Annotated in this window: 26 protein-coding genes; 21 read left to right on the plus strand and 5 right to left on the minus strand. The window is 32.8% G+C overall.

Features of this window, described 5'->3' with window-relative positions:
• Positions 1-196: 196 nt before the first annotated feature.
• The 8 genes from wzy to Q0893_RS02680 all read left to right on the plus strand — a co-directional run bounded on the left by wzy (position 197) and on the right by Q0893_RS02680 (position 9,231).
• Positions 197-1,408, plus strand: a complete 1,212-nt coding sequence (gene wzy / locus Q0893_RS02645; protein WP_298901096.1) for an O-antigen polysaccharide polymerase Wzy — start codon at positions 197-199, stop codon at positions 1,406-1,408.
• Positions 1,405-2,643 (plus strand): O-antigen ligase family protein, encoded by a 1,239-nt coding sequence (locus Q0893_RS02650; protein WP_299272283.1) that lies wholly within the window; start codon positions 1,405-1,407, stop codon positions 2,641-2,643. Before wzy ends, Q0893_RS02650 begins: the two co-directional genes overlap by 4 nt.
• A complete protein-coding gene (locus Q0893_RS02655) occupies positions 2,640-3,731 on the plus strand; it encodes a glycosyltransferase family 4 protein (RefSeq protein ID WP_298901094.1) in 1,092 nt (363 codons plus the stop codon). Before Q0893_RS02650 ends, Q0893_RS02655 begins: the two co-directional genes overlap by 4 nt.
• 8 nt (positions 3,732-3,739) lie before the next feature.
• On the plus strand, positions 3,740-4,288 hold the full coding sequence (locus Q0893_RS02660) for a putative colanic acid biosynthesis acetyltransferase (RefSeq protein ID WP_299272285.1): 549 nt from the start codon (positions 3,740-3,742) through the stop codon (positions 4,286-4,288).
• Between the two features lies 1 nt (position 4,289).
• On the plus strand, positions 4,290-5,504 hold the full coding sequence (locus Q0893_RS02665) for a WcaI family glycosyltransferase (protein WP_299272287.1): 1,215 nt from the start codon (positions 4,290-4,292) through the stop codon (positions 5,502-5,504).
• A 73-nt stretch (positions 5,505-5,577) separates the two neighbouring features.
• Entirely contained in the window at positions 5,578-6,888 is a 1,311-nt protein-coding gene (locus tag Q0893_RS02670; RefSeq protein WP_298901091.1) for a UDP-glucose/GDP-mannose dehydrogenase family protein, read from the plus strand.
• Complete coding sequence (locus Q0893_RS02675) at positions 6,888-7,874, plus strand: UDP-glucuronic acid decarboxylase family protein (RefSeq protein WP_299272289.1); 987 nt, start codon at positions 6,888-6,890, stop codon at positions 7,872-7,874. Before Q0893_RS02670 ends, Q0893_RS02675 begins: the two co-directional genes overlap by 1 nt.
• 1 nt (position 7,875) lies before the next feature.
• Positions 7,876-9,231, plus strand: coding sequence for an undecaprenyl-phosphate glucose phosphotransferase (locus tag Q0893_RS02680; protein ID WP_298901089.1), 1,356 nt, complete (start codon positions 7,876-7,878; stop codon positions 9,229-9,231).
• On the opposite strand, the gene Q0893_RS02685 is transcribed toward Q0893_RS02680, so the two are convergent.
• Positions 9,228-10,385 carry a glycosyltransferase family 4 protein gene (locus tag Q0893_RS02685; RefSeq protein ID WP_299272292.1) on the minus strand — a complete coding sequence of 386 codons (1,158 nt, stop codon included), beginning with the start codon at positions 10,383-10,385 and terminating at the stop codon, positions 9,228-9,230. The two genes, Q0893_RS02680 and Q0893_RS02685, sit on opposite strands and share 4 nt — an antisense overlap.
• Positions 10,382-11,701, minus strand: a complete 1,320-nt coding sequence (locus tag Q0893_RS02690) for a phenylacetate--CoA ligase family protein (protein WP_299272294.1) — start codon at positions 11,699-11,701, stop codon at positions 10,382-10,384. The genes Q0893_RS02685 and Q0893_RS02690 overlap by 4 nt, the downstream gene beginning before the upstream one ends.
• Positions 11,702-11,804: 103 nt before the next feature.
• Between Q0893_RS02690 and purD the strand changes: the two genes are divergently transcribed.
• Positions 11,805-13,076 carry a phosphoribosylamine--glycine ligase gene (gene purD, locus Q0893_RS02695; RefSeq protein ID WP_298901086.1) on the plus strand — a complete coding sequence of 424 codons (1,272 nt, stop codon included), beginning with the start codon at positions 11,805-11,807 and terminating at the stop codon, positions 13,074-13,076.
• 1 nt (position 13,077) lies between these two features.
• Here purD and Q0893_RS02700 read toward each other — a convergent pair whose 3' ends face one another.
• A complete protein-coding gene (locus tag Q0893_RS02700; RefSeq protein ID WP_298901085.1) occupies positions 13,078-13,305 on the minus strand; it encodes a uracil phosphoribosyltransferase in 228 nt (75 codons plus the stop codon).
• Positions 13,306-13,402: 97 nt separating this feature from the next.
• On the opposite strand from Q0893_RS02700, the gene Q0893_RS02705 reads away from it, so the two are divergent.
• On the plus strand, positions 13,403-14,326 hold the full coding sequence (locus Q0893_RS02705) for a DUF6427 family protein (RefSeq protein ID WP_298901084.1): 924 nt from the start codon (positions 13,403-13,405) through the stop codon (positions 14,324-14,326).
• Here Q0893_RS02705 and upp read toward each other — a convergent pair.
• A complete protein-coding gene (gene upp, locus Q0893_RS02710; protein ID WP_298901083.1) occupies positions 14,315-14,974 on the minus strand; it encodes a uracil phosphoribosyltransferase in 660 nt (219 codons plus the stop codon). The genes Q0893_RS02705 and upp overlap by 12 nt on opposite strands.
• Positions 14,975-15,045: 71 nt before the next feature.
• On the opposite strand from upp, the gene Q0893_RS02715 reads away from it, so the two are divergent.
• Positions 15,046-15,654: a DUF4254 domain-containing protein gene (locus Q0893_RS02715; protein ID WP_298901082.1), complete on the plus strand. Its 609-nt coding sequence runs from the start codon at positions 15,046-15,048 to the stop codon at positions 15,652-15,654.
• A 96-nt stretch (positions 15,655-15,750) separates the two neighbouring features.
• Positions 15,751-16,770 (plus strand): glycosyltransferase family 9 protein, encoded by a 1,020-nt coding sequence (locus tag Q0893_RS02720; RefSeq protein WP_299272298.1) that lies wholly within the window; start codon positions 15,751-15,753, stop codon positions 16,768-16,770.
• Positions 16,771-16,959: 189 nt separating this feature from the next.
• On the opposite strand, the gene Q0893_RS02725 is transcribed toward Q0893_RS02720, so the two are convergent.
• Positions 16,960-18,015, minus strand: a complete 1,056-nt coding sequence (locus Q0893_RS02725) for a ferredoxin--NADP reductase (protein WP_299272300.1) — start codon at positions 18,013-18,015, stop codon at positions 16,960-16,962.
• Positions 18,016-18,127: 112 nt separating this feature from the next.
• Between Q0893_RS02725 and Q0893_RS02730 the strand changes: the two genes are divergently transcribed.
• The 9 genes from Q0893_RS02730 to atpE all read left to right on the plus strand — a co-directional run bounded on the left by Q0893_RS02730 (position 18,128) and on the right by atpE (position 25,961).
• The gene (locus Q0893_RS02730) at positions 18,128-18,532 is read left to right on the plus strand and encodes a DUF2059 domain-containing protein (protein ID WP_298901079.1); all 405 of its coding nucleotides are present in this window, start codon (positions 18,128-18,130) and stop codon (positions 18,530-18,532) included.
• A 25-nt stretch (positions 18,533-18,557) separates the two neighbouring features.
• Entirely contained in the window at positions 18,558-20,039 is a 1,482-nt protein-coding gene (locus tag Q0893_RS02735; RefSeq protein WP_298901078.1) for a DUF5687 family protein, read from the plus strand.
• Positions 20,040-20,054: 15 nt separating this feature from the next.
• On the plus strand, positions 20,055-20,762 hold the full coding sequence (locus Q0893_RS02740) for an ABC transporter ATP-binding protein (protein ID WP_299272303.1): 708 nt from the start codon (positions 20,055-20,057) through the stop codon (positions 20,760-20,762).
• Positions 20,763-20,887: 125 nt separating this feature from the next.
• Positions 20,888-23,458: a tetratricopeptide repeat protein gene (locus Q0893_RS02745; RefSeq protein WP_298901076.1), complete on the plus strand. Its 2,571-nt coding sequence runs from the start codon at positions 20,888-20,890 to the stop codon at positions 23,456-23,458.
• A 10-nt stretch (positions 23,459-23,468) separates the two neighbouring features.
• On the plus strand, positions 23,469-23,915 hold the full coding sequence (locus tag Q0893_RS02750) for a polymer-forming cytoskeletal protein (RefSeq protein ID WP_298901074.1): 447 nt from the start codon (positions 23,469-23,471) through the stop codon (positions 23,913-23,915).
• Between the two features lie 10 nt (positions 23,916-23,925).
• Positions 23,926-24,105: an AtpZ/AtpI family protein gene (locus Q0893_RS02755; RefSeq protein WP_298901073.1), complete on the plus strand. Its 180-nt coding sequence runs from the start codon at positions 23,926-23,928 to the stop codon at positions 24,103-24,105.
• Positions 24,106-24,492 carry a DUF6168 family protein gene (locus Q0893_RS02760; RefSeq protein WP_298901072.1) on the plus strand — a complete coding sequence of 129 codons (387 nt, stop codon included), beginning with the start codon at positions 24,106-24,108 and terminating at the stop codon, positions 24,490-24,492. It abuts the gene before it with no gap.
• A gap of 116 nt (positions 24,493-24,608) precedes the next feature.
• Positions 24,609-25,727: a F0F1 ATP synthase subunit A gene (gene atpB, locus Q0893_RS02765; protein ID WP_298901071.1), complete on the plus strand. Its 1,119-nt coding sequence runs from the start codon at positions 24,609-24,611 to the stop codon at positions 25,725-25,727.
• Positions 25,728-25,769: 42 nt separating this feature from the next.
• Complete coding sequence (gene atpE, locus Q0893_RS02770) at positions 25,770-25,961, plus strand: ATP synthase F0 subunit C (protein ID WP_033959615.1); 192 nt, start codon at positions 25,770-25,772, stop codon at positions 25,959-25,961.
• Positions 25,962-26,026 lie beyond the last annotated feature (65 nt).

The following is a 26,026-nucleotide window of genomic DNA, read 5'->3' on the forward strand; positions in this document are numbered from 1 at the left end:
CATAATCTTATATTTATTTGTTAGCGCACTGTTGTTCGTTTCTTTTTTTGTTAACTTATTTGTTTGGGCTTCATTCTTTATAAATTGGGTATTCTTAACCGCAATTTTTCTCTATCATCTAAAAATAGAAAAAGATTATTCCCCTTTTTTATCGGCTTATATCACGTTTAATTTCTTGTTTTTTTTACTGGCCCCAATGGTACAGATAAAAGCATTTACGGCTACAGAAAATACGTTTCCAAACTATTTCCCTTATACTGAAAGTGGAGTGTTCTATACCAATTTAGTCATATTAGTATCGCATGTCGTGTTTTTTTTAAGCTATGTATATATTAAAAAAAGACAGCGGAAAGCAAAGGTTAAAACGTCTATTTATAAAATGAGCAGGTATGTTCCTCTCAATTTATTAATTATGCTAGTTATTGGAGTGATTACCTTGATCATGAGCTATGATTATTTATTTACACTTTTAACAGAGTCCCAGTGGAAAAGTGCTAAGATTTATGAAATGTCTGTATCTGGGCAACTCATATTAAAAAAAGTGCTTTATATGATTCCTTTTGGAGCGATTGTATTAGCGTATACTTATCTTAAAAAGAGAGATAAAATCACTTCAAATACAATAATAATTTTTGTAATATTTCTAAGTTTTTTATTTCTATTAATATTCTTCAAAAACCCCCTTACTGAAAAGAGAAATGCAATAGGTCCAATATACATTACACTTATATTTTTATTCATGCCTAAACTTTTGAATACCAATATTAAGTCGTTTGTTTTCCTGTTTTTCTCTTTAGTTATTTTATTTCCATTAATTTCTGGCTTAACTCACCTAGATGCTTCGGTAGACGAAATTTTTGCAAATCCTGGTCTAATCGTTGAGAGATATAATCGAGAAAGCATTACCAAAACATTTAACTCCTTACATTATGACGCCTTTGCAAATGTCATGGCAACTGTAGATTATACCGTTAAGCATGGATTTTCATTTGGTTATCAATTATTAAGTGGCCTGCTCTTCTTTGTTCCAAGAAGTTTATGGGCATCTAAACCATATTCTACTGGAGAACTCATAGGTGATTATGTTATTGAAGATTATGGTTTCGAATATAGTAATCTATCAAATCCTGTTGTAGCCGAAGGTTATATAAATTTCGGTTTTTTCGGAGTTATATTACTTAGTTTTTTCTTAGCCTTTTTTATCGTTAAATTCATGTATTGGTTAAAGAGCGACGATCCTTTTAAAAGGATAATGGCGTTCTATTTTGCGGTGCACCTTATATTTCTTTTAAGAGGTGATTTTACTAACGGATTTTCTTATTTCATAGGAACATTAATAGGCATAATGGTGATCCCTAAAGCAATTGATTATGCCCTTAGAATTTCATTTAAAAAAAGCAATAAATGATTAAGCCGTTTTCTAAGAGTAAAATAACAAACCTGTATTTATTTATACTGTGCTTTTTTGGAATTTCAATCTTATTACCAGAAAACATTAGAAATATTAACCTGTTTTTATTTTTAGCATTATCAATTGTTTTAATATTTCAAAAACCTCACAGCAGAACCGATGCATTAAAACCATTATTTATTAATGCGTCTTTATTTTTTGTTTTAGCCCTATCACTTAGTTACACCAAAGATCTAGACTTAGGGTTTAAACGCCTCATGGTTATGGCAGCATTTCCAATATTCTCTATAGGGTTTTATCTTGTGAATAGTAGATATGATATAGACCATAAAAAGACTTTAGAAAAATTCTACTTCGTTTTTTACATAGCTACTGTGCTTTTTTTTATTGGTGTTTTCATTCAAAATATATTTAATGATCACATCAATGAATTTATATTTAGAGACTATAGTGAGAGAATAAATTCTAAATATGGAAAATACTCAATGCATCCTATTTATGCGTCACTGTATATCTCTATTGCACTTATAATTTCTACTCAATTACCGCGTCTAATTGCTTCTAAATTTAAAAAAGTACTTCTCTATATTTCAATACTTTTCCTAGTAATTATATTAGTGGTTTTGGCCAGAAAAGGCGTTATAGTTGTTTTAAGTTTATTATTCACCTATTATTTTCTAAGAACTAAAAGAAAAAGAAGCATTATTATATTTTTCTTACTGGTTTTAATCTTGTTTGCTTTTTCTTACCTCATTGAGCCAATTAGAAATAGATATTTAGAATTTGTAAATGCTTTTTTTAGCCCAGAAACGTCTTTCTTAGGCTCTACATCTTATAGACTAAATATTTATGAATGTTCTATTGGTAAGATATTTGAAAGTCCTTTATTTGGATATGGAGTAGGAGACACCAAAGCTGTACTTACAAGTTGTTACGAAGAAAAAGCTGCTATTTTTAATGGCTTGTATTTTAATTCGCATAATCAATTTTTAAGTGTTTGGCTAGCTTCAGGAGTATTTGGATTAATAGCATTAATATATACGCTTTTCTTTAATTTTAAACGAGCAATCCAAAGAACAAATTTTATATATTTTTCTGTTTTAATTTTGTTCTTAGTGACTTTATTAACCGAAAATATATTAGAAAGACAAAACGGGGTACTGCTTTTTTCATTTTTTATTAATTTATTTGCATTTACAAGTCTGAAGGAAAACCCTAAAGAGGTCAAATGAAAAAAATATTAATTATAGGTCCAATACCAGAGCCTACAACGGGAGTTTCTCTTGCAAATAAAGTTGTTGCTGACAATCTTATTGAGCATGATGGTTTTAGTGTTGATACCATCAACACCTCTTACAATAAATTTGATGAAAATTTAGGTGCTTTTTCGCTATCTAAGTTTTTGTTCTATCTAAAACTAAACTTCTTTGCTTATAAAATATTTAAGGCCAATATAATTTATATAACACCCGGACAAACCTTTTTTGGGGTAGTAAAATACACCTTGTTTATAGCCCTCTCTAAATTAGCCGGTAAAGAGTTGATTACTCATATTCATGGGAATTATGTTGGAAAAGAATACGGCTTATTAAAGGGTTTAAAAAAACAGATTTTCAAAATACTTTTGAGCAAAACCTCTAAAGGTATTGTGCTATCTGAAAGCCTCACAGGAAATATGTCTCCTTTTATACCCAAGGATAATATATTTGTGCTCTATAATTTTGTTGAAAATTACTTGTTCCCAACATCAAATGAAGTCAAAGAAAAGGTACAGTCCTTCAAAAAACCTAAAATTGTTTTTTTGAGTAATTTAATGGAAGAAAAAGGAATTTTCGCATTATTGGAAGCATTAAAAATTTTAGAAAATGAAGGTGTTGATTATGAGGCTAAAATAGCAGGGCATATAGATGCATCTAACAAGGATAAAGTGACAGCGTATTTTGATGATTTAAAACACACTACATATTGTGGTGTCGTGAGAGGTCAAGAGAAAAAAGACCTATTGATTTGGGCGAATACTTTTATCTTACCTACATGGTATACCATGGAAGGCCAACCTATCTCTATTTTGGAAGCGATGGCCACTGCTAATGTTGTTTTAACAACAAACCATGCTGGAATTCCAGACATCTTCAAAGCATCTATAAATGGGTTTTATGTCAATAAAAATGACCCTAATAGTATCGTAAATATGGTGAAAACCTTATCAGATAACCATGAAAGTTCTAATAAGATACAAGAACATAATTTTAATGAAGCTAAAGAAAAGTATAAAGTAAAAAGCTTTATTGACAATGCAGTTAGTATCTTTAGAGCCTAAATAAAAAAATGAGTCATTCTATACAAGATTTAAACTTGTACAAAACCCCAAAAGGTTTTAGAGGCAAGTCGGCAATTGTAGTGCAATTATGGTGGGTTGTACAAGGAACTTTGTTTGCCTTGTCACCACAATTTTTGTATGGATGGCGACGTTTTTTAGCGAAGATTTTTGGAGCTAAAATTGGTAAAAATGTATTGCTTAGACCAAGTGTAAAAATGACTTATCCATGGAAAGTTTCTATTGGCGATAATAGTTGGATTGGTGATGATGTTGTCTTGTATTCTCTAGGCGAAATAGAAATTGGTAGTAATACAGTCGTGTCTCAAAAAGGGTATATTTGTACAGGTTCTCATAATTATGACAAAATAGATTTTCCAATCTATGCTAAAAAAATCACCATCGGAAACCAATGCTGGCTAGCCACAGATGTTTTTGTTGCCCCCGGAATTTCTATTGGAGATGGTACTGTAGTTGGTGCAAGAAGCTCGGTTATTGATGATTTAGATGGGTTTTCTGTATATGTTGGGTCTCCTGCAAAATTTTTAAAGAAAAGGTAGCTTGAGTAAAAAAAACATTACAATTATTGGTGTTAACTATTATCCAGAAGATAGTGCCATTGGATTATATACAACCCAAAAAGCCGAATATTTAGTTTCTAAAGGTTATAACGTATCAGTCGTAACGGGTTTTCCTTATTATCCGCAATGGAAAATACGATCAGATTATAAGAACAAAAAAAGGTGGTATAAAGAAACCATTAACGACGTATCAGTCTATAGATATAAGCAATATGTACCATCCAATCCTTCTTTCGTAAAACGAATTATACATCTACTTAGTTTTACCTTCGGAAATGTTATTAATTTGTTTAAAATCGCTAAACCAGATCATGTCATCTGTATTGTTCCGTTTACATCATCAATATTACTTGGGTGGTTTTTAAAACTTAGATATAGATCAAAATTATGGATTCATATTCAAGATTTTGAGTTTGATGCTGCGATAGATTCTGGTCTTTTAAGTAGTAATAAATCGGTATTTATTAAGCTCCTTCTTTGGATTGAGAGAAGCCTATTTAAAAAAGCCAATACCATAAGTACTATAAGCAACGGAATGCTTAGCAAACTAAACTCGAAAGTTAAAAACAAGCCAACCTATTATCTAACGAATTGGTTAGACACTTCTAAATTTAGAATTAAAATAGATAAAAAACACCCACATTTAAATTCCGAAAAATTTAAAATCCTGTATTCAGGAAATATTGGAGCCAAACAGGATTGGAGTTTTTTCTTTAAAGTACTAGATAAACTTGAGTCAATAGATAATATAGAAGTTATAGTTGTGGGAGAAGGCGCCGAGAAATCAAAAGTAGTAGAAGCCATTAAAAAACACGACTTTGTTAAACATTTTAACTTAGTTCCTTATGAAGAATTACCAGTACTTTTATCAAGTGCAGATGTACATATCCTTTTTCAAAAAAGTGATGTCATAGATACTGTTATGCCTTCCAAGCTATTAGGGATGATGGCAAGCTCTAAACCCTCTATAGTTACAGGTAATAAGGATTCAGAGGTTGCTACCGTATACGAGGATTCACAAGGAGGGTTTTATTTCAGTGATAATTCTGAAAACCAAGTCGTGGATTGTATTGAAACATTGAAAAATGATAAAGACCTCTGCATCAAATTAGGAAAGAATGCAGCAACCTATGTTGTGAAAAATTATTCTAAAGAAAACATCCTAGACCGTTTTATTCTCGCACTAGAAAAGTAATCCTTGTTTTTAGATTAAATTATTATAATCTACCACCTTTATTTTTCTATTTTTGTTTTAAATAATATAATTAATGAAGATATCAGTAATTGGTACTGGTTATGTAGGCTTAGTAACAGGTACTTGTTTGGCAGAAACAGGTAACGAAGTGCTTTGTATAGATATTGACCAGAGTAAAGTTGAACAAATGCAAAGTGGCGTTGTTCCAATATACGAACCTCATTTAGATGTTCTATTTGAACGAAATATTAAGGCGAACAGACTTAAGTTTTCTACCGATCTATCCGAAGGTTTAGAACATGGAGATATTATCTTTTTAGCACTTCCAACTCCAGAAGATGAAGACGGATCAGCAGATTTATCATATGTTTTAGGTGTTGCCAAGGAAATCGGAAAAAACATAAAAAGTTATAAAGTTATTGTTGATAAAAGCACTGTACCTGTAGGCACCTCAGATCGCGTAAAAGAAACTATTGACAAAGAAACAAATGTCCCTTTTGATGTCGTTTCTAATCCAGAATTTTTAAGAGAAGGCTTCGCCGTTGACGACTTTTTAAAACCTGAAAGAATTGTGGTTGGGTCAAGTTCTGAAAGAGCAACAAAATTAATGCAAAAGCTCTATAAACCTTTTGTGCGTTCAGGTAACCCAATTATAATTATGGACGAACGTTCGGCAGAGCTTACAAAATATGCCGCCAATTCCTTTTTAGCAACTAAAATCACTTTTATGAATGAGATTGCTAATTTTTGTGAAAAAGTGGGTGCAGATGTAGATAAGGTTAGAGTTGGAATGGGAACAGATTCTAGAATAGGTAAACGTTTTTTATTTCCTGGAATAGGTTATGGCGGGTCGTGTTTTCCTAAAGATGTGAAAGCCCTATTTAAATCGGGTCAAGATCATGGCTATGAGTTTGATATCTTGAAATCTGTAATAAAAGTAAATGACATTCAGAAAAAAATTCTGATGCCAAAAATCACTTCTCATTTTGATAATACTTTGAAAGGTAAAACATTTGGTATATGGGGATTAGCATTTAAACCCGAAACAGATGATATTAGAGAAGCTCCCTCTTTATATATGATTGATGAGTTATTAAAACAAGGAGTTTCACTTCGGGTTTTTGATCCAGAAGCCATGCCAAACGTAAAAAGAAAACTCGGAAATAAACTGTATTATGCAGACAATATGTACGATGTTTTAGAAGATATTGATGCTTTGATTATCTGTACAGAATGGAGTATATTTAGAACACCAGATTTTAATAAATTAAAATCAAAAATGAAACACCCTATTATTTTTGACGGACGAAATCTATATGATGTTAGTGACGTACAGAGTGAAGGGTTTTATTACGCATCTATAGGGCGAAATACAGAGAGTTAATGAAAAAGGTACTTATAACTGGAGCCGCCGGGTTTTTAGGCTCACACTTATGTGATCGCTTCATAAAAGAAGGGTTTTATGTTATTGGTATGGATAATTTCATCACAGGTGATATCCGTAATTTAGAGCACTTACAATCAAATCCAAATTTTGAATTTATTGAGCACGATGTAACGAAACATATCACTATTGAAAAACCCTTAGATTATATATTACATTTTGCATCTCCTGCCAGCCCAATAGATTATTTGAAAATCCCAATCCAAACCTTAAAAGTAGGCTCGTTAGGAACGCATAACTTATTAGGCTTAGCGAAAGCAAAAAGAGCAAGACTTTTAATCGCATCAACCTCTGAGGTGTACGGAGATCCTTTGGTACATCCTCAAAACGAAGCCTACTACGGAAATGTAAACACCATTGGACCTAGAGGCGTTTATGATGAAGCGAAGCGTTTTCAGGAGTCTATTACTATGGCATATCATAGATTTCATGGATTGGAAACAAGAATTGTTCGTATTTTTAATACTTACGGACCAAGAATGAGATTAAATGACGGAAGAGTAATACCGGCCTTTATGGGTCAAGCGCTTAGAGGAGAAGACTTAACTGTTTTTGGGGATGGTTCACAAACCCGATCGTTTTGTTATATTGATGATCAAGTTGAAGGGATTTATAGATTATTACTTAGTGATTATGTGTATCCAGTAAATATTGGAAACCCTCACGAAATATCTATAAGTGATTTTGCTGAAGAAATAATAAAGCTTACTAATACATCACAAAAGGTCGTTTATAAAGATTTACCTGTAGATGATCCAATGCAAAGACAACCCGATATTTCCTTAGCGAAAAAGTTGTTAAATTGGGAACCAAAAGTGAGTCGTGAAGAAGGCATGAAAAAAACATACGCGTATTTTAAAAGCCTGTCTAAAGAAGATTTATTTAAAAGAGAACACAGAGATTTTTCTAAACATATAAAACCATAATTTGAGCTTATTTAAACAAGGACGATATTCGGGTTATTTAAGACCAATTTCATATTTAATTGATTTAAGTATGGTTAATGGTCTAGCCATTTTATATTTTTTTAAAAATATTGATCCATTTATTTTTATACTATTTACATCAATATCTTGGGTGACCTTGTCGGTTTACTCTAAATTCTATCAAGTTTATAGATACACAAGAGAGGTAAAGATTTTTTCTTTAATTCTCACTCAAATGGTGCTGTTTACGTTGATAGTATTTGCGTTCTCTGGGTATTATCACGATTTAAATATCTATCCAATTACCATTTTTAAATATATCTTCTTCGTTTTTTTAGGGGTAACTTTTTTTAAGTTCACTATTTATTATTTACTTCAAAAATACCGTATCTCTTTTGGAGGTAATTTTAGAAGAACTGTAATTTTTGGAGCTAACAAAAAAACTCAAGCACTCGAAACCTTCTTTAATAAGAATCCAGAATATGGCTATGTTCATGTGAACACATTCAGCATTAAAGACAAGAATGAGAATCTCGATAATTACTTTGATTATATTAAAGAAGAAGATATCGATGAAATTTATTGTTCCATTTCAGAATTATCTAACAGGCAAATAAGCGACATAGCAGATTTTGTAGATAATAATTTAAAAATCTTGAAATTCTTACCCGACAATAAAGAGATTTATTCTAAAAAATTAAAATATGAGTACTATGATTATATACCTATTTTATCACTTAGGAATATACCTTTAGAGGACTCATTTAACATGGTGATTAAGAGAATTTTTGATATCATTTTCTCAAGTTTAGTGGTTATTTTTATTTTGTCGTGGCTTACGCCTATCATAGCCATCTTAATAAAAATAGAATCGAAAGGTCCAGTGTTTTTTAAACAATCCAGAAATGGATTTAATTACAAAGAATTTGATTGCTACAAATTTAGATCTATGATGCCTAATAAGGATGCTCATTTATATCAAGCCACACGAGGAGACCAGCGCATCACTAAAATTGGAAAATTTATTAGAAAGACAAGTATTGATGAGCTACCACAGTTTTTTAATGTTCTTTTTGGAGATATGTCTGTTGTTGGCCCAAGACCACATATGGTAAGCCACACCAATATGTATGCAAAAAAAATCGACAAATTTATGGTACGTCATTTTGTAAAGCCTGGCATTACTGGTCTAGCTCAAATTAGTGGTTTTAGAGGCGAAATAGAAACAGATAAAGACATCATTGGTCGTGTAAAATATGATATATTCTATATCGAAAACTGGTCGCTTCTATTAGATTTAAAAATCATCACCCAAACTTTTCTAAATGCCGTAAGAGGTGAAGACAAGGCGTATTAAATTAAAACTTTTAAGCGTTCTAATTGACTATTAAAATCAAAATGAGTTATGGCCTCTTTATGAATAGTTCTTTTCTGTGCTTCTGAAAAAGGACTAATAGTTGAAATAATACTATTTAAATGATTATAGTCGCCAGATTTTGCAACCCAGCCTAATTTGTGGTTTTCAATAAGAAATTCACCTTCACCACCACCAAAATAAAGCATTGGTAAACCCAAACGCGCATATTCAAATATTTTCGAAGGCACACTACCATAAATCCGATTAAGTAGTGGAATAATAGCAACATCGTACTGCATTAAAACAGTATGGAGCACATCTCTAGTGACATGACCATGATAAAAAACGGGTAACTCAGGATGTTCTGCTACGAATGTTTCTATTTTATGTTGTTCTGCTCCAGAACCATAAATATGGAATTCAATAGTATCGTATTTAAGTTCATTACATAATTTATAAATTCCTTGGGCAATACCCAATAACCCAGCATAGACAATTTTAAGTTTCCCTTGGCTTTCGGGCGATACTATTTCTGGGACATTAAAGTCGGGAAAATTTCGATATAAAAACGTTGTCTTTTCCGGGAACATTGCATTTATATGAGTTAAGATCTCTTCACTTTGCCCCAATATCAGGCTGGCTTTTTTGTAGTTATAATGCTCAATTTTTTCTAAAACCCTATAACTGAAATTTTTTTTAAATGCGCCTAATTCTAAGCCAGCAATAGGCCAAAGATCACTAACATTTAAAATGAGGTTTCTATTTTTTTTTCGCAAAAAGAGCATGCAAGTAAACGCCACTATTAATGGAGGAGATTGTACAATAACAGTCTTAGGAATTTTATTCCATGCAAAAAACCAGACGAGACTAAAGCTATATGATAACATGGCCATTAGGCGTAACAGCTTATTTTTTGAGTTGCTAGCATAAACCCAAAGACGATGGATTGTTACATTGTTCTCAACAGAGACTTGTTTAAACTTTCCTCGATATCCCTCAAATATTTTGCCTGTTGGATAATTAGGTAAAGGCGTTAATACACTAACATTAAAATCGCTATAATGTAAACCTGTTGCCAACTGGAAAATCCGATTGGATGCTGCTCCAATTTCTGGAGGAAAATAGCTTGTAATGACTAAAACGTCTTTTTTCATTGCGTTGAGGTTACAAAAGAAGTGAACTGTTTTAATTTACCACTTTTAGATCGTTTTAATTGATCTTGTCTTTCAAAGGTGATTGTGAGCCCTTTTTCTAAGTAATTTTCCATTGCTTTAATAATGGTTTGTTTTTTTTCTTCCGAAAGTAGTTTAGCGCTTACATATATAATTTTAAAACGATGTTTTTCTAATTGCTCAATAACAAATTCCTTAACATTGCCGTCATCTTCAATAATACTCTTCGTGATATAATAAAAGGTTAATCCAGCGGCTCGTTTTCCACTTGGTAAGATGGCGATATCATTTGTTCTTCCAATTAATGTTTTCAAAATGGGAATGCGAGGTGTGCTTTTTTCAGATAAGGCTCCAATATCTCCAATATCATATCTAATAAAAGGGTGTGCTTTATTGTAGAGAGAGGTAATAACAACACGTCCTTCTTTTCCAACAGGAAGTGTGTTATCATCATCATCTAAAATTTCAACAAACAAGGTTTCACTATTAAGTTGCCAGTCATTATTATGATTCTGAAATGCTATTAAATCCAGTTCCGAAGCTCCATATTCGTTAATCACAGGAACGCCAAATTGATTTTCCATAAGCCGTTTGTCGTCGTCAAATAACATTTCCGAAGTCACTACACATGCTTTTAATGTTGGGCAGATAGATCTTAAAATGAGCTCTTGTCGTTCCAAAAACTTTGCAAACTGAACAATAGAACTTGTATATCCATTTATATATTCAAATGCTGTCGACTTAAATTTCTTTATGTGTTTCGCAAAAGCATCATCACTTAGGTCAAACACTGAAAATCTAAAACGTTTACTCAAACTGTCCTTAAAACGTTCTTTATAATATCCTTTTTTATCTAACGGAATACCATAAAAACGAGCCTGACGAGAGGTGTTAAAATCTAAATTATACCAACCAAATCTATCTTGAATAATTGCCCAGGTCATGGCATGTGAAAATTTATCCTTCGCAAAAATAAAAGGGTCACCAGAAGAACCAGAGGTCTTGTTAATGTAAACATTTTTAGCTGTAAACCCTGTTGATAAACGCTCTTTGAGCGGTTGTTGCAAATCTTTTTTTGTCATCACTGGAACTGAACTCCAGTTGTCTAAATTGAGATTAGGAGCTAGAGATTTATAAAACAAATTTTGACTTAAATGATACGCAACAATGTCATAACGTTTTTGGCCTATATATTGCTTAAAGTCTTTATCGGTTTTTTTTTGAATAGAAGCCAATTCTGTTTTTGCTTCCTTCAAAGGATAGCCATTAAGTTTTAAAGAAAAATCGAAAAGGTTCAAAAAAAGTGTGTTTGTATTTCTTGTAAAGTAAAGAAAAAAAGTCTTGTCTGTAAACTTCGAAAGACGCTAAAAACAATTATTTTTGCACAAACAAATTGACAATATGACGATTTTAATTCTTGGTTCTGGAGGTAGAGAACATACATTTGCTTGGAAAACAGCTCAAAGCCCTTTATGTGACAAACTTTTTGTCGCTCCTGGAAACTCTGGAACAGCTCAAATAGCTACTAATGTAAATATTAGCGTTACCGATTTTGACGCCATTAAAGATTTAGTTTTAAAGCATCATATTGATATGGTAGTTGTGGGTCCAGAAGATCCTTTAGTTCAAGGTGTGCATGATTTCTTTCTAAATGACGAAAGGCTAAAGCACGTAGCGGTTATTGGACCTCAAAAGGCGGCTGCCGAATTAGAAGGTAGCAAGGAGTTTGCTAAAGAGTTTTTATTTAGGCATAATATCCCAACAGCTGCGTATCAAAGTTTTAATCCCTCTAATGTTGAAGATGGTTATAAATTTCTAGAAACTTTAAATCCTCCTTATGTATTAAAAGCCGATGGATTGGCTGCTGGAAAAGGTGTTTTGATTCTTGATGATTTAAATGAAGCAAAAGCCGAACTTAAGAATATGCTTGTAGATGCCAAGTTTGGTGATGCCAGTTCAAAAGTTGTTATAGAAGAATTTTTAGATGGGATTGAGCTTAGTTGCTTCGTGTTAACTGATGGGAAACACTATAAAATTTTGCCTACGGCTAAAGACTATAAGCGTATTGGAGAAGGTGATACAGGTTTAAATACTGGAGGCATGGGAGCCGTATCTCCAGTTCCTTTTGCAACTAAAGAGTTCTTGACTAAAATTGAAGAACAAATCGTGAAACCTACAGTAACAGGTTTGGCTAAAGACAACTTGCCCTATAAAGGATTTATTTTTATAGGTCTAATTAAGGTGGGCGATGACCCAAAAGTTATTGAGTATAACGTAAGAATGGGAGACCCAGAAACAGAAGTTGTTTTACCAAGATTAAAAACAGATATTGTTGAGGTGTTTAAAGCTATAGCAGAGGAGCGTTTAAATGAGATTAATATCGAGATTGATGAAAGAGCGGCCACAACAGTGATGCTTGTGTCTGGAGGGTATCCCGAATCTTATGAAAAAGGAAAAGAAATCTCTGGGTTAGAACACGTAGAGAACTCTATTGTATTTCATGCAGGAGCAATCGAAAAAGGGGAGAAAATTGTAACGTCTGGAGGTCGTGTTATGGCAATAACATCTTACGGAAACACGTATAAAGAAGCCATAAAAAAATCTTATCAAAATATAGATAAACTACATTTTGATAAGATGAATTATCGTAAAGATATCGGTTTCGATTTATAACTTATAGATAAGAATGAGAAGAGATACTCTTATCTTCTTCATTGTTGTCATTATATTTTTTAAGCTCTTTCATCCAGTAAGCCATGGCAACAATACCAATGATGATGAAAATCCAAGAAACAGTGTTGGCTGTCCACCAGTTTTCTAATTCCAACGATGCTAACCAATCAAAAGGTTTGAATAAAAAGTTAACAAATAAATCTTGTATTGCGTAAAAAAAGTCTTTCATTATGTTGATATTTTTAGAATCTCTTAACGAGCTTCAAGGGTATAATCATATATTTACAGTGCAAAATTACATATTTTTTTCATTTTAAACTAAACCAATGATTTCAAATTTTTTTAGTAAATCAAAACCAATTCACTACATCGTAGTTAGCATTATGCTGTTGGTTGTTTTTGTGCTAGTTAAATTTAAAATATTAACCGAAAATTTCGATGCCATTGCAGTCGCAAAGCAAGTAGGTTTGTTTCTAATATGCCTAATGTCTGTTTTTGTATTCGACTTTTTAGTAACCAGAAATGGCTTAACAAAAAAGAACAGCTACAACATTGTTTTGTATGTGTTGTTTTTTGCAGTACTACCGCCAACAATTCTAAACTCTCAAATATTAGTAGCTAATTTTTTTGTACTCTTGGCATTACGCCGATTAATAAGTTTAAGGTCTCAAAAAGCAATTAAGAAAAAGTTATTTGATGCCTCATTTTGGATTGCTATTGCGAGTCTGTTTTACTTCTGGTCCTCAGTGTTTTTTATTCTCATTTTCGCAGCATTGCTAGTATATGCAATTTTAGATTTAAAAAACTACATCATACCACTTATGGGCATAGCAACAGTGGCAGTTATTACAAGCTCATATCTTATTTTAAACAACACAGACATTTTAAGCTTTGCTAATGGATTATTTGACTTTAGTTTAGATTTTAGCGCATTAAATTCAAGACAAATTATAGTGGGATCAACCATATTATTGTCTTTTGGGCTATGGGCTTTATTCTATTATATTAAGAATATTAGGTCTCAAATGAAGAGCTATAGACCATCATTTAAACTTATTATTTTAACAGCGGTATTAGGTCTAGTCATTGTTGCTGTAGCTCCTTCTAAAAATGGAAGCGAGTTTCTATTCTTATTTGCGCCACTATCAATTATTATGACAAATTATCTAGAGGTGATTTCAGAAAAGTGGTTTAAAGAAACACTACTCTGGGTTATTATTATAACACCTATTGCTCTTTTATTGCTGTAACTTTTTTCCAAAGGCTAAATCTCCAGCATCTCCTAAACCAGGTATAATATAACCTTTATCACTAAGGGTTTGGTCTATGGCGGCAATCCATAAATGAGTGTCTTTTCCGAAATGATTATTTACAAAATCAACACCATCTTGGGCTCCAATGACACTTACTAAATGAATGTTTTTTGGAGTTCCAAAAGGTTTTAATGCTTCAAAAGTAGCAACCATAGATTGACCTGTGGCAAGCATTGGATCTGCTAAAACAAGCGTTTTTCCTTCAAGACTAGGACAAGCCAAATACTCTACAATAATTTCAAAAGTTTCAGGATTGTCTTTATGATGTCTATAGGCAGAAATAAAGGCATTCTCTGCGTCGTCAAAATAATTCAGAAGCCCACTGTGTAATGGTACACCTGCCCTTAAGATAGAACACAACACGATATCGTCATTGTACAGTTGCGTATCACTTTTTCCTAAAGGGGTGGTAATTGTTTTTGATTTATAATCTAAAGTTTTACTCATTTCATAACATAAAACCTCACCAATGCGTTCAATATTTCGCCTAAATCGCATACGATCGGTTTGAATACGATTATCTCTAATTTCAGATATAAAAGAATTTAAAATAGAATTTTCTTTCGATAGATTATGAATGTGCATGTTTTGAAGTTAAATTTAAGAATGATAAAGTTAATAAATACCTATATATTTGCACTTTAAAATAAGAGATTATGTTTTCAGAAAACGCAAATAAAATATTTCAGGATGTTATTGAGAAATATCATGTTATAAATACTGTAGATCAACCATTTACTAATGTGTATGATAAAAACTCTAACCTATTAGAACATCTACTTTATAGAAAATGTTGGATAGATACCGTACAATGGCATTATGAAGACATTATTCGCGACCCACAGATAGATCCCGTTGCTGCTTTAAAATTGAAACGTCAAATTGATGCTTCAAATCAAGACAGAACAGATATGGTAGAGTACATTGATAGTTATTTTTTAGAAAAATATGACGATGTTGTTGCCAAGGAAGACGCTACGATTAATACAGAAAGCCCTGCATGGGGAGTTGACAGATTGTCGATTTTAGCACTTAAAATCTATCATATGAATGAAGAAGCTACCAGAACAGATGCCTCAGATTCACATAGAGATGCATGTAAGAAAAAATTAGATATTTTATTAGAGCAACGTGTTGATTTATCAACAGCCATTGATACGCTTTTAGATGATATAAATAAAGGAGATAAGTACATGAAAGTTTATAAGCAAATGAAAATGTATAACGACGACGAACTTAATCCTGTTTTGAGAAGCCAGAAATAACATAATTATAGCAGCCTAATTTTGATTTTAAATCATTCTTAGCAATATAATCTACAAGATGCTTAACAGAGTTAAGTGTGATAAGAGAGCTAGAGCATGCCAAAACCTAAACACATTCTTGTCATCCGTCTATCAGCTATGGGCGATGTTGCTATGAGTGTACCGGTATTACGTGCATTTTCTTCTCAATACCCCGATATTAAACTTACCGTTCTAACAAAACCTTTCTTTAGACCTTTTTTTAGAGATATACCTAATATAGATGTTGTTGGCGCTCAGATTAGAGGTAAGCATAAAGGGATCTATGGGTTATGGAAACTTTCACGTGAACTTCGTCAATTACAATTTGATGTGGTTGCCGATTTACACAATGTTTTGCGTAGCAAAATATTGAAACTGTTTTTCTTAGGAAAAAGGATAGTACAAATAGATAAAGGACGTCAAGAAAAAAGAGCGCTTACATCTGGCAAAAATTTTAAACAACTTAAAACCACACAACAACGCTACGTAGATGTTTTTGAAAAACTAGGCTTTCCTTTAGATATGTCTAAACCGATGTTTTCAGAAAAGACAAGTCTTAGTTCTAAATATCTAGATGTTATAGGCAATGATACAAAACGATGGATTGGCATTGCCCCATTTGCTGCTTTTAAAGGGAAGATGTATCCTATCGATTTAATGACAACCGTAGTTGAGGAGCTTGCTAAAACATATAAGATTTTGCTCTTTGGAGCAGGAAACAGTGAAGCTCAAGTATTAGAAGGTATAGCGAATAAATTTGAAAACGTAATAAACTTAGCAGGTCAATTTTCCTTGGACGAAGAATTGGATATCATATCCAATTTAGACCTTATGCTCGCTATGGATTCTGGAAATGCGCACATAGCTGCTATGCTAGGTATAAAGGTTGTTACAGTTTGGGGCGTTACACATCCTTTTGCTGGTTTTTTACCTTATAATCAAAATGAAGATTCTACAGTTCTAGTAAATAGAACACAATATCCAAAAATACCTACATCTATCTATGGGAATGTCTTACCTCAAGGTTATGAAGATGTGATGAGGTCTATTTCTCCAGAGGACATCTTTTCTAAAATTTACGAGACTTTAAAATAAAAAAACCTCGCTCCAGAAGAACGAGGTAAGATTTAGAATTTTTAGATAATCCCTATGATTAAATTCTAATCGTGGGCTAAGTTATTTTGATTAAAATTAGCCGTCAAGAATTTGTAGGAATATCTTCGATTTTTTCGATAAAGTGCTGATTATTACGACTAAAACCAATTTTAGCAGATGACGTGTATTTTACACATCGTCATAATCCACAAAAAGTGTTGGCGTTGTTGGGTGAGCTTGGCAGGTTAAAATAAGTCCATCTGCCAATTCACCATCTGTTAAAATATTATTTTGCCTCATGGTTGCTTTGCCTTCTGTAATTTTGGCAATACAACTGCTACAGATACCCCCTTGACAAGAGTATGGCGCATCAATATCTTCATCTAAAGCAGCCTCCAGAACAGATTGTTTCTGTGACATTTCAAAAGTTAAGGTTTCATCATCTAGAAGCACAGTGACTTTTGTTCTACCATCAGGAACCGATGTGTTGTTAATTTCAGCAGGTTTGGCCGCTTTAAATAACTCAAAGTGTATGCGGTTTTCGTCGATATCATGATCAGTTAAAACATCCTTAACTGTATGTATCATTCCTTCAGGACCACAAAGATAATACGCATCAACTTCCACATGTTTATACCTGTTTTTCATGACATAGTTAACTGTGCTTTTTTCAATTCTACCAAAAATAGCATCATCTTCATCGGCCTGACTAAATACAAACTGAATTGAAAAACGAGAACTGTATTGATGTTGCAACTCTAAAAGTTCTTTTAAGAACATGGTGTCTTTTGTAGATTTATTACCATAAACCAATATCACCTTGCTCTGCACTTCTTCTTCTAAAGCACATTTAATAATACTCAATACTGGTGTAATCCCACTTCCAGCAGCAAAAAGGGTAATATTTTTTGTTTTAGAATCGTTAGGTTCAAAGACAAAACGACCTTTTGGTGGAGCGACTTCTAAAATAGCACCAGATTTAAGTTCGTGATTTGCATATGCCGAAAATGTGCCATCTTCTACTTCTTTTACTGCAACCTTAAGTGTTCCGCTTTTAGGAGATGTACAAAGTGAATAATCGCGTCTAACTTCATTGCCATTAATGGTTGTTTTTAAGGTAATATATTGTCCAGCCTTAAACTGGAAGGTATCTTTAAGTTCTGGAGGGACATCAAAGCTAATAGTTACAGCTTTTTCCGTTTCTTTGGTTATTTCCTTTATAGTGAGATTGTGAAATTGTGACATGAATATTTTTTTTGTAAAAATAACAAATCGAACTAGGAATCGTATTTTAGTTGTAACAAAATCAAATTTAGCGACACTAACATTTCATAATAATCAAACATTGACACAAACCATGAAAAAATTAATTTACCTTATTGCATTTGTTTGCACGTTTTCAATCCAGGCTCAAGATCATTCAGAGTTTAAAACGCAAACCATTGAGTTTATAAAACTTACGGGAACTACAGATATGTTTAATAACGCTATTTCGCAAATTGGAGCAATGGTACCTACCGACAAAAAAGAGGCCTATACTAAAGAAGCCAATGGCACCTTAGATGGTTTATATAGTAAATTAGCAGATGTATATATGAAAGAATTCTCAAAAGAGGAGATTCAAGGTTTGGTAGCTTTTTATAATTCGGATTTAGGAAAAAAATTGGCATCAAAGCAAACAGAGCTAACTCAAGCAGGAATGTCTATCGGCCAATCTTGGGGAATGGAATTATCTCAAATAGCTCAAAAATACACTAACTAATTAGTGATTAACTAACCAAAAACATATGAAACTTAAGCATTTTTTAAACTTAGAATGGAAGCAGTTTTTTCGTTCGGCAAGTTTTGGTAAAAGTATTGCGATTAATATCTTGATGATCTTTTTTGCGCTGTACTTTGTTGGAATTTTTCTATTCCTAGGTATCTTTTTACATAAACTTTTAGGAAAAATAAATCCAGATCAAGACCCTCTGTCAACGTTAAACGCGTTCATGTTTTACTATATTATTGCAGATATTGCCATGCGTTTCTTTTTTCAGAAATTACCTGTGATGTCGGTAAAACCTTTACTTACATTACCTGTAAAACGCAGCAAAGTGGTTAATTATGTTTTGCGGAAATCGGCATTTTCATTTTTTAATTTTTTACCGCTGTTTGCGTTTATACCATTTAGCATCACACTGTTAACTAAAGGATATCCTACAGCTTCAGTACTTGCATGGTTATTAACAGCGATTGCAGTGACCCTTATCATTAATTTTTTGAATTTTATTTTAGAGAGTTTTTCTTCAGAAAGAGAACTGTCTTTTCTACCTGTAATTGTACTCGTAGGAGGATTATTTGCTTTAAATCATTTTAATGTTATATCATTTGCAGATATCGTAGCGCAAGGCTATACAGCTATTTACGATAATCCAGTATTCGTTCTGGTACCAATAGCTATACTGGTGGCTTTATATGTGATTAATTTTAAACAGTTGAGGTCTAAACTTTTCCTTGATAGTTCATTAAAAACAAAGACTACTGTTGTCAACGCTTCTAATATGGATTGGACTAGGCGTTTTGGGGATATTGCACCTTTTATGCAATTAGATTTAAAGTTGATATGGAGAAATAAACGAACTAAATCTATGGTTATGCTTTTAGCGATTGGATTACTATATGGATTGTTCTTTTATCCACAGCCTATATATAGAAACATGGTATTTATGTATGCATTTATTGGTGTGTTTTCTACTGGATTTTTTCTTATTAATTTCGGTCAATTTATTCCAGCTTGGGATAGTGGATACTATAAAATGCTTATGAGTCAAAACATTAAATACGAGCAATACCTTCGCTCTAAATTTATTCTTATGATTATGAGTGTGGTGATTTTATTTGTACTAGGTATTCCATATGTATATTTTGGTTGGAAAATTCTAATTGCGCATTTTGCCGCAGCGGTCTATAACATTGGTGTGAATTCTCATGTGATTTTATTAGGAGGCTCTTTCAACAGAAAAAAAATAGACTTAGATAAAAGAGCTGCATTTAATTACCAAGGGACAGGAGCTGTGCAGTGGTTAATAGGTATTCCTTTAATGGTGCTTCCAATGGGCTTGTTTGGTATTACCAATTGGTTGGCTGGGTTTGAAGCCGCAATTGCAGTTCTCCTAATATTGGGTATTTTAGGAATTGTATTTCATAAAAAAATAATGAAATTCATCACTCAAAAATATCTCAATTCAAAATATAAAATGATTGACGCGTTTAGTCAAGATAGTTAAAAAGACAAAAATATTATGATTTATACAAAAGACCTTTCAAAAGCATATAGTGGAAAGCAAGTTTTAAAAATAGATGAACTAGGAATTCCAAAAGGACAAAGTTTCGGACTTGTAGGAAATAATGGTGCAGGTAAAACAACTTACTTTAGCTTGCTATTAGACCTCATAAAACCAACCACAGGAAACATTACAAATAATAGTGTAGTTGTTGATAAAAGTGAAGATTGGAAACCCTTTACATCAGCATTTATCGATGAAAGTTTCCTTATTGGTTATTTAACTCCAGAAGAATATTTTTACTTTATAGGTGAATTGAGAGGGCAGAATAGGGCAGATGTGGACAGTTTGGTGTCACAGTTTGAAGACTTTTTTCACGACGAAATATTAGGGCAAAAAAAATATCTTAGAGATCTTAGTAAAGGAAACCAGAAAAAAGCAGGAATTGTTGCCGCTCTTATAGGAAATCCTGACGTAATCATCCTAGATGAGCCTTTTGCAAACTTAGACCCTACAACACAAATACGTTTGAAAGGAATTATTAAGAACCTCGCAGAAAAACAAGGTGTAACAGTTTTGGTATCAAGCCATGATTTATTACACGTTACAGATGTCTGCGAACGTATAGTCGTTTTGGAAAAAGGAGAGGTTGTAAAAGACTTAGAAACTAATGAGGCGACTCTTAAAGAATTAGAGGCGCATTTTTCAGGTTCAGAGGTCGTTTAAGAGTTTACAATACATCTAAAAACAGGCCATTTTTCGGTGATAATTCAAAAAGATGCTTATTTTTACAGCATTGCATAATATATGCAAGCGATTTTAGTTATAGTATTTACAAAAAACTAAACCACTTGAATACATCTTTAAAATTCTTTATATCACTGTTTTGCGTGACGCTTATTGTTACAAGTTGTTCGCGTAAAAAAGACACGTTTATCAATAGAAATTTTCATGCTTTAGGCACGAAATATAACATTCTTTATAACGGAAATATTGCGTTAGAAAAAGGAAGAGAAACTGTTGATAATGCGGCAACTGATAACTATTGGGAACTCTTACCAATAGAACGCATGCAACTTTCAGAAGAAATCGTATTGCCAGGTCAATCTAAAAATCAAGATTTCGAGCGTGCGGAAGAAAAGGCTATTAAGGCGGTACAAAAGCATGGAATGAATATAAAAGGGAAAGAGTATAACCCTCAAATTGACGAAGCTTATCTTTTACTGGGTCAGGCACGTTATTTTGACCAGCGATTTGTTCCTGCATTGGAAGCGTTCAACTATATTTTATACAAATACCCAGCTAGTGATAAAATTAACACCGCAAAAGTTTGGAGGGAAAAGGCTAATATTAGATTAGAAAATAATCAGTTGGCTATAAAAAACCTAAAACGCCTTCTAGATCAAGAAGAACTTGAAGATCAAGATTTAGCCGATGCCACTTCAATGCTAGCTCAAGCCTATATTAATATAAAGTCTAAAGATAGTGCTTTAGTTGAATTAGCTACAGCAGCAGAATTTACCAAAAAGAATAAGGAAAAAGCACGATTCAATTATATCATCGGGCAATTGTATAACGAGTTTGGTGAAAAAGACAGTGCCAATATCGCTTTTGATAAAGTGATAGACATGCATCGTAAAATTCCTAGACCATATTATATTAATGCGCATTTAGCCAAATCGTATAATTTTGATATGGAAACTGGCAACCAAACTGAGTTTTTAGACTATTTAACAGACCTCGAAGAAGACCGAGAGAATCGTCCGTTTTTAGATAAAATTTATTACCGAATTGCAGAGTTTCACAGAGCTAATAAAAGTGATTCATTGGCAGTCGCTTATTACAATAAATCATTGCGTACAAATCTTGGAGATAAAGAATTGATGTCTAGAGATTATGCAACGTTGGGTGATATGAGCTTCGATGAAGCTAAATACAAAAGGGCAGGTGCTTATTACGACAGTACTATGACCAATATGAAACTTAATTCAAGACCTTATCGCATAATTAAGCGAAAGCGAGAGAACTTAGAAGATGTTATCTACTATGAGGATATTGCACAGGCTAATGATAGCATTCTAAGATTGGTTAATATGTCTGATGATGAGCGATTGGCCTATTTTACAGATTATACGAACAAACAAAAAGCCATTGCTGAAGCTGAAAAAGAAAAGGCTGAAATAGCCGAACGTCTTAAATCGGCAAATTCAGGATTGGCAACAAATAATAATAGTGTCAATAAATCAGGAAAATCTGTAAGAGTAGACCCAACGGCCAGTAAAGGACAAAAGCAAGAGTTTTATTTTTACAATTCAACAACAGTTGCTTTTGGAAAAAATGAGTTTGTAAAAATTTGGGGAGATAGAGCGCTAAAAGACAACTGGAGACTTTCAGATTCTAAATCTCGACCTGGAGGAGCTGCTGCAGGCACTAATGATATTGTAGCAAGCGCTTCTGAAAATGAAAAATTTGACCCAGAATTTTATATTTCTAAGATTCCTACAGATCAAAAGGTTATTGATAGCTTAGCCAAAGACCGAAATTATGCCTACTATCAATTAGGTGTGATTTACAAAGAGAAATTCAAAGAGTATGAGTTAGCTATGAATAAGCTCGAAACACTTTTACAAAATAACCCAGAAGATCGACTTATATTACCTTCTAAATACAATTTACAAAAGATATATACTGAATTGGGCCTAAGCAGTAAAGCTAATGCTATGAAATCAGATATCGTTAGTAATTACCCAGATTCGCGATATGCAAAAATACTATTAAACCCGCGTTCAGAATTTGCCAAAGATGAAAATAGCCCAGAGAGTCTATATGAAGGCTTATTTAAGAAGTTTGGTGATCAGGAATATGCAGAAGTTATTTCGCAATCCGAAAAATATATTACAGAGTTTGAAGGGGATCCTATGGTGCCAAAATTTGAAATTTTAAAGGCATCCGCTAATGGAAGATTACATGGTTTCGAAGCCTATAAGAACGGCGTAAACTTTATTGCCCTAACCTATCCAAACTCCGATGAAGGAAAGCAGGCTCAGGAGATTATGAAATCTGTGATTCCTATTTTAGCGAAAAAGGAATTTGTGAGTAATGATGCCACAAAACATTTTAATGTATTATACCCTTTCAATAACGATGAGAAAGACCAAATAAAAGACTTTGTAGAACAACTAAACGATGCGATCTCTAAAGTTAACTATTTCGAACTATCTACGTCTATAGACATCTATGACGCCAATACAGTCTTTGTGGTAGTTCATGGATTAACCAGTATTCAAGGAGCAGCAGGTTTTGCCGAGATCCTAGAAGAGAGCAAAAACAAAATTGACCGAAATTTCTATTCAATTTCTTCGCCTAACTACGAAATTGTACAACGACATAAAAACTTAAACGAATACCTAGAATCTCAATAAACTTAGACCTATGTTTTCAGACAAAAAAACAGGACGTATGGCTTCAGAAACAATTTCACAACAGAACACAATTGCTAAAGGCACTGTTATTACAGGAGATATTATTAGCGAAGGCGATTTCAGAATTGAAGGCTCAATTCAAGGAAATATCAAAACACCGGGAAAAGTGGTTATTGGTAAAACAGGAATCATTAATGGAACATTAAAAAGCGCAAATGCCGATATTGAAGGAAAATTTATGGGCAAATTATTGCTTTCAGATACACTATCATTAAAATCTTCAGCGCATGTTGAAGGTGAAGTGATCGTTGGTAAATTAGCAGTAGAACCAGGAGCCACTTTTAACGCCACATGTTCTATGAAAGGCAGCCTAAAAGAAACAAGTCATGGAGCAACCGGACAACAAACCACAATCAAACCACCAACAAGACCAACAGAAAAAGGACAAACCGCTTAAACAAGCTTTAATGCTAACAGGCATAGGTCTAGAAATGGGAGCTATTATTTATGGCTTTGTCATGCTGGGTAAATGGCTTGATGCAACATACAATGATGGCGAAAAAATGTTCATTATATTTTGTACACTTGCAGGTGTTGCCATCTCACTTTTTATTGTTGTTAAACAACTTAATCGAATTCATAAATAAATGAATCAATCGCTACTAAAATTTTCCTTAAAGATTATACTAATTCTTGTCGTTGTATTTGGACTTCATGTACTAACACTTAAGTATTTAGAATATCCATTATTTGACAATAAAATTGTACTTGCTTACATTGTAAATGGCATTTTAGCTATTTTAATCTTTGCATTCTTGCAAAAAATGAAAGACAAATACAAAGAACAACTAGGCTTTTTGTTTATTGCCGGAAGTTTAGTAAAATTTGCTGTGTTTTTTATTTTATTTTATGGTGCCTATAAAGCAGATGGGACCATATCTAAATTAGAGTTTGCCGCCTTTTTTATACCTTACCTTTTGAGTTTAATTATTGAAACATCTAGCTTGGCAAAATGGTTAAATAAATTAGAATAGAACCGCCTTTTTTAACAAACAAAAACACCCTAAGAAATAAAGTTCAAAATAGTTTTTGTTTTTGATATAAAACCATACCTTTGCAGCGATTTTTAAGCCACTATTATTTAAGTGATATGCATAGAAAAATAACTGTTAAGACAATTACCTTATTATTACTTTTAGTATCCTTTACTTCGTTTGCAAGTGAAGGTGAAGGGAAAGGAGATAAAAAATCTGAAATCAAAGAGTATATTCAACACCACTTGAAAGATTCTTATGACTTTAGTTTGTTCTCATATACAACCGACGAAGGCGAACATAAATATATTGGTTTTCCGCTTCCAGTTATTCTTTGGGATGGAGGATTAAAAGTCTTTTCGTCATCAAAATTCCATCATGGAGAAGAATTAGCTGAGGTTGATGGAAACTTCTATAAACTATATCACAATCACATTTATAAAACAGATGCTAACGGAACCATCAATTATGATGAAGACCATAAGCCTACAAATGCAAAACCATTTGATATGTCAATAACAAAAAGTGTTGTGATGATTATCCTTACGGGCTTGTTAATGTTTTTCTTATTTAGAAGTTTAGGGCGTTCATACGGTAAAAATGGAGGTATTGCAAAGGGTGTTGGTCGTTTCTTTGAGCCTATTGTACTTTATATTAGAGATGACATTGCTATTCCAAATATTGGTGAGAAAAAATACATGAAATATATGCCGTTTTTACTAACCGTATTTTTCTTTATATGGTTCTTAAATATTTTTGGTTTAACGCCATTAGGGGTTAATGTTACTGGAAATCTTGCCGTAACAGCATCGTTAGCGATATTAACTTTTTTATTAACGAATTTTACAGGAACGAAAGATTACTGGAAGCATATTTTTGATCCATTAGGGAACTCTATGCCTTGGTACGCTAAAGTAGTTCTGTACATTATATTAATTCCTATTGAAGTTTTAGGAATCTTTATTAAGCCATTCTCATTATTAATACGTTTATATGCAAATATGCAAGCAGGACATATTGTATTAATGAGTTTAATTGGTTTAATGTTTATTTTCAAAAGCGTTATTGGAAGCCCATTATCATTTGGATTGGCCTTTGCAATTTCACTTATTGAAATATTAGTAGCATTGCTACAAGCATATATTTTTACAATGTTATCGGCACTTTACTTTGGTTTTGCTGCTGAAACTCACGAGCATGCCGAAGAACATGAAGGTGAGATACAGCACTTGTAAGAATACTAAATATTGAATGTTTAATTTTTAAATATATTTATTATGGAAATCCCAGTAATGGTAGGTGCAGGTTTAGTTGTAATTGGAGTTGGTATTGGTATTGGTAAAATTGGTGGTTCTGCTATGGAAGCAATCGCTCGTCAACCAGAATCTTACGGAAAGATCCAAACAGCTATGCTTATCGCAGCAGCCTTAATTGAAGGTATTGGATTTGCTGCATTATTTGCGGTATAATTAAAAACCAAAAAGTAACCTTGTAACGGTTGGTTGCAAGGTTGCTTTTATTGAAAATTAAATTG

Origin of the sequence: uncultured Psychroserpens sp. (assembly GCF_947494225.1) — a bacterium.
GTDB lineage: Bacteria > Bacteroidota > Bacteroidia > Flavobacteriales > Flavobacteriaceae > Psychroserpens.